Source organism: Okeania sp. SIO2F4, assembly GCF_010672385.1.
Classification (GTDB): domain Bacteria; phylum Cyanobacteriota; class Cyanobacteriia; order Cyanobacteriales; family Microcoleaceae; genus Trichodesmium.
Window position 1 is genome coordinate 1 of sequence record NZ_JAAHGT010000620.1, and the last position, 5,900, is coordinate 5,900.

Genomic DNA, 5,900 nt, shown 5'->3' on the forward strand with positions numbered 1-5,900 from the left:
AGAATCTTGGGGTGCATTTCTCACTTCTTTATGTCTAATTCAATACACTTTTCTGAGAAAAAAGCCTTTCAAATGACTTATACATAACTTCTCTTTTTTGTCTACGTTTTATGTTAAGAAAGATGTTGATAAAGCATAGCTTTTTAAGGGATGGGAATATGTAGTAACCATTTTAGTATTTCATAGAGTAATCAATTCTCCAGAAAATATCCTCTAACCCACCTTTTGATTTTAAGGGGGTATTGAGTCAATATTTTAGTATTTCATATAATTATAATGCTTGAGAAATAGTTAATTATCTCTAAGGTGTTTGGTTATCAAACCTCTACATTTTCTTCATTGACCAAAAAATTAGGTCTCGCCCCTTTTAAGGGGATGAAAAAAATATTCGCCATAGGTATTTCAATCTCGACGCTTCAGCGGTCGGTACTGATAACTGATAACTGATAACTGATAACTGAAATGACAGTCTCTAAATGTAGTAATGTTTCTGTAAGTATATAAATCTATAAGTTAATTATGTCTGAGTTAGAATCAAATTTATCTGCTTTGATGGCTAAAGTTTCAGAATTAGAAAAACAACAGACTACTCTCAAAAAATATGTTGTTAAACTCAAACATACTTTAGATGAGCAAATAGAAATTTTTCATCATCGACCAGAAATACAAACTGTCGAAAGTTTGCCGGAAAAGTTGACTACTTTAAATCTACGTTTAGATGAATTATTTACTGTAAATAATCCGATAAAATCGACTGGGGGAAAAGATATATTATCGGAGGAAATTTTACAAAATTCTCAATAATATGAAAATCAATTACTGTTCGATCGCTCTGGCGGTCGTGGTGTATTAATTGAGGGGTTGTCAATAGTTGAATCACGATTAATTATTGTTTGTCCGTGGTTAAATTGTAATGGTATTGATGAAAATTTACTGGATAAAATTAAGGGTTGTTTAGACAGGGGTTGTCAAGTAGATATTGGTTGGGGATATTTGGGCGATCGCTGGAATATTGGCAAGGGTTGGAAATATAATGCTTTGGTAGATTTACAGCAGTTGGAGCAAGGTTATCCTGATTTATTTCGGTTGAAGTTGTTAGGAACTCACGAAAATTTTCTGGTGTGCGATGAGAAGTTTGCTTTTGTGGGGAGTCATAATTTTTTAGCTTCGGGTGAGGAAAGTTTGGAACGAGAAGTTGGTATTCGGACGACTGATATAAAAATTATTCAAGGATTAATTGAGCGTTTTGATAATGCTGAAGTTTTGGAGTCAGCAGAAATTAATCGCAGATTTACAGGAAGTGTGAAAAGTTTGGATGAGGCGGAATATTTATCTGGAGTTGTTGATGAGAATGAAATGGAGTTTAGGGATTTTTCGATGGTGGTAGATGAGGATGAGGAGGAGGAAGAAGACGAAGAAGAGAGTCAAGAACCTGTGGTTAGTGCTGAGGAATTTTTGCGTAGATATAATGAAGGGGAACGGGATTTTAGTGGGATTAATTTGGCAGGTGTTGATTTGAGTGGGAAGTCTTTTAATGATTCAAAATTAAATTTGAGTAATGCTAATTTTAATGGTGCAAATTTAAGTGCTGCAAGTTTTGAATCAGTTAATTTGACTGAAGCAAAATTTCGAGGTACTAATCTTTGTGAAACCAGGTTTTGTTCAGCTAATTTAAGTCAAGCTAAGTTCATTAATAGCAATTTGAATAAAGCAAACCTTTCTCGCACCAAACTAGAAAAGGCAACGTTCAGAAATATGAATCTCAGTGAAGCTAGTTTACAGTCTGCAAATTTTACTGAAGCTAACTTAAACGGAGTTAACTTGACTAATTCTGATTTACAAGGTGCAAATTTTACTGAAGCTAACTTAAACGGAGTTAACTTGACTAATTCTAAACTGTCAAGTAATGCAAACTTCAGTAGTGCAAATCTTACAAAAGCAAATTTGAGTGGATTAAACTTGAAGAGTGCGAATTTTACTAATGCAAACTTGAGTCAAGTTGATTTAAGTAGAGCTAATTTATTAAAAGCAAATCTTAAAGGAGCAAACCTACAAATGGTAAAAATGAACCAAGCACTTTGTAGTGAAGTTAATGGTTTTCCTAAAGAGTTTGATTATCATAAATTAGGTATCTATTTTCTCGCTCCTAATGTATCATTACAAGGAGTAAATTTAGCTGATGCTGATTTGAGTGGAGTAAATCTGAGTGGAGCAGATTTAAGAAAAGTAAATTTTGATAGAACAAAACTAGATGTTGCGGATTTAACACTAGCAAACTTAAGTGGAGCAAGTTTAAAACTTGCTAGCTTCATTAGAGCTAAACTAATAACAACAGACTTAACAAAAGCTGATATTCGTAACACAGAATTTAATGGTGCAAATCTCAGGGGAGCGGATTTAATTTCAGCAGATTTACGAGCAGCAAAATTAGGTATTGCAGACTTATCTGGAGCAAATTTAACTGATGCTAAACTAGGTGGAGTATTCTGGCAAAATACAAAACTCACAGGCACAATAATGCCAGACGGTTCAATTCACGAATAATATAAATAGTAGGTTGGGTTGACATTAAGGAAACCCAACTAAAAAACTTCGTAGCTCTACATAGTAATATTGGATAACAATATTACAGAAGAAATATCTCAAACACAAGAGATTGCCTCCTTCCACTCCATTTCAGTCCCAATGACTTTACAGTTAGTCTAGACATAATATGACTCCTGAGTCCTTCTTTCATTCCGACTTCTGACTCCTGAGTTCTGAGTCCTTCTTTCATTCCACGAATAATATAAATAGTAGGTTGGGTTGACATTAAGGAAACCCAACTAAAAAACTTCGTAGCTCTACATAGTAATATTGGATAACAATATTACAGAAGAAATATCTCAAACACAAGAGATTGCCTCCTTCCACTCCATTCGAGTCCCAATGACTTTAAAGTTAGTCTAGACATAATATGACTCCTGACTCCTTCTTTCATTCTGACTCGGTCTGACTGAGGACTAACTCCTTCTTTCATTCCACGAATAATATAAATAGTAGATTGGGTTGATGTTAAGGAAACCCAACGCCAGAAACTTCGTAGCTCTACATAGTAATATTGGATAACAATATTACAGAAGAAATATCTCAAACACAAGAGATTGCCTCCTTCCACTCCATTCGAGTCCCAATGACTTTAAAGTTAGTCTAGACATAATATGACTCCTGACTCCTTCTTTCATTCTGACTCGGTCCGACTGAGGACTAACTCCTTCTTTCATTCCACGAATAATATAAATAGTAGATTGGGTTGATGTTAAGGAAACCCAACGCCAGAAATTTCGTAGCTCTGCAATAGTAATGCTATACAGGAAAAACGAATACTAGGCACGGGAGCAAGATGCTCCCACTTTTTTCGTAACAAACATAATGAAAATGCATGACCATTAAAATATACCGCTACTAATATAACTTCCGAATTCTGAATTCTAAATTCTAAATTCTAAATTCTAAATTCTCTTACAACAACCCTCCTCGCCGAACTTTCTGTTCTCGTATATTCTCCTTTTCCGCAAAAGCAGCATCTAATTGATCCAATAATTTCCTAATCTTTTCCTTTGTCTCCTCGCTAGTCTGAGGTTGCCTATTTAACCACGACATTGCCCTTCTTCGCCCTTTTTGACTTGCCACAATTAAAGTACCCCAAGCTATAGCATTAATTTCAGCTCGATCTACTCTTAAAGCAATATCAACTCGGTTACGAAGACGGCCAGAATCATTTTGCAATAATTTAGCAATATCATAAGTGCTGCTCAAATTATTTTCAAACACATTTAGACTTTCTTGCCAACGACCATCTATTAAACCAGCCAAAACTTTTTGACTTGGACTTGCCCAAGAAGCGATCGCCTGAGCTTCTGTAATATTGGCATGAAACTTAATTAAATCAAACTGAGCTTGTGCTTTTTCCGACCATTGAGATTCATCCATTAAATTCTCTGGCAAAGATTGAATTAAAGCAAAAGCGGGAGACCATAAACCATTACGAGCCAACCTTAGAGCATCCTTATAGTATCCATCCCCAATAGGAGTTTCATCAAGGGAAATTTTCTCTAATTCAATCGGATTAAGTATAAACTTTCGTGGTTGAATCGAATAAATATCAAAATCAGGATCTAATCCCACAGTTTGTTCGACCACCAATTCCGGATCTCCTCCCCCAGTCATTTCTTGCCAAATAGGAGCTTGACCAGCAGCACTTTTCCATTCCAACATGGAACTTAGGTAATTTTTAGTGGGATTATAATTAATAATTTGCCCATAAGGAATAGCTTGATTATTTTGTAATCTCTGACCAGTTACAGTAAACCAAACTCCCGTTGCAGGAACTTTCCCTTGAAACTGACGTACCGTTGTAATAGGTAAAGGTTGATTTGAACCTTGAGGACCAGCAGCAGACTCAATAGTAGATGCAATGACAAAAGATTCAGCCGGACCCTGAAGTGGTAAAGTATTAACTAATCGAAAATATGGTTTACTACCTTCTCGCTGATTAACAGATAAAACTGATTGATAGACTCGTAATTCTACTACTTCCCGACAGGGAGTTTCACAGGGCAACGATCCCCTAGATTCAATTTGCCTCATTACTGGTACTAACATATCTGAACCAGAATCTGTTGTTGTATTGGGAAGAGGAAAAGTTTTTCCAGCGCTAAACCCTTCCTCTTTAATATTAGATTTAATTTGCTCCAGAGTTTTTAGAGATTTATTCTCAGATATGTAGAATTGAGTCCATTGTGGTAATATCTGATTGAATGAGACGATAGCATTTGGATCGGAAATTAACTTGACACTAAGCCATGCTCCCACTGCCATTAAACTAGAACCACCAAATAATAGAGAGATTCCTATCCATTCAATCATCCATTTCCGCCAAGGTAAGGATAACAATTTCAACGAAAGTTTTTGAGACTCAGATGGTTGTCTCCTACGTCTCCTAGATTTTGCAGTAGAGGTAATTCGGCTAATTTGTGAAGTTTTTTTAGTCCTAGGATAATAAGCTTTCTCAACTGTTTTACCAGCTTTAAGAAATTTCCTTTGACTGTGACTAACCTTAGAATTGTAAATCTTTTTTTTCATAAAAAACTTTTGGTAAGTGAGAAAATAGATAAGGCATCAAAAATTTAGCTAAAAAGCAAGGCGTGCATTATGATAAATCGGAAAAATAAAGTTAGAGATTACTTAAATAAAGCAGCTAGATATTTAATCAACTGGTGCAGTGAAAACAAAATATCTACTATTATCCTCGGTGTTAATTCAGAGATGAAAAAAATATCAATTTAGGTAAAAACAACTAACCAAAAGTTTCTACAAACACCACACCATATTTTCAGATTAAAACTAAAAGCTGTGTGTATTAGAATTAGATATGGTTTAGCTTATGTAGAGCAGGAAGATTCCTATCAGTCTAAAGTTAGTTTTTTTTGACTGGGAATTAAGATGCCTGTTTACAATGGGGATCATCAATCGGAAATACAGTTTTAGTGGTAAACGAGTCAAAGGAGGTTTGTACAAAACCCGCGGAAAATAAATTGATAAATGCTGACTGTAACGGTGCTGCAAATATTGAAGCAAAAAGTAACCTGAATAGGTTGATCCCGGACAGACGCTCAGGCATTTTGACTATGCCATTAAGGGTTAAATTTAACGTGACTTTAGTCCGGCAAATTTGTTATCCTTAAAAATTCGCGTGGATTTATCCTGCGGAGTGTTAATATCCTAGTAATACCTCTTCATAGCGCTGACCTTGAACTTCCCAAGTATACTCGGTTTCGATGAGCGATCGCCCGTTTTCTGACAACATTTGTCTCAACTGCCCATCCTCAAATAACCGACCAATTGCCTCCACATATTCT

Annotated in this window: 3 protein-coding genes; 2 read left to right on the forward strand and 1 reads right to left on the reverse strand. The window is 35.5% G+C overall.

Annotated features, from left to right (window positions below):
• Window positions 1-519: 519 nt before the first annotated feature.
• Both F6K22_RS28890 and F6K22_RS28895 read left to right on the forward strand, forming a co-directional pair.
• Window positions 520-804 (forward strand): hypothetical protein, encoded by a 285-nt coding sequence (locus F6K22_RS28890; RefSeq protein WP_293106020.1) that lies wholly within the window; start codon window positions 520-522, stop codon window positions 802-804.
• 57 nt (window positions 805-861) lie between these two features.
• Window positions 862-2,544: a pentapeptide repeat-containing protein gene (locus tag F6K22_RS28895; protein WP_293106023.1), complete on the forward strand. Its 1,683-nt coding sequence runs from the start codon at window positions 862-864 to the stop codon at window positions 2,542-2,544.
• Between the two features lie 957 nt (window positions 2,545-3,501).
• On the opposite strand, the gene F6K22_RS28900 is transcribed toward F6K22_RS28895, so the two are convergent.
• Window positions 3,502-5,124: a hypothetical protein gene (locus F6K22_RS28900; protein WP_293106025.1), complete on the reverse strand. Its 1,623-nt coding sequence runs from the start codon at window positions 5,122-5,124 to the stop codon at window positions 3,502-3,504.
• Between the last annotated feature and the right edge of the window lie 776 nt (window positions 5,125-5,900).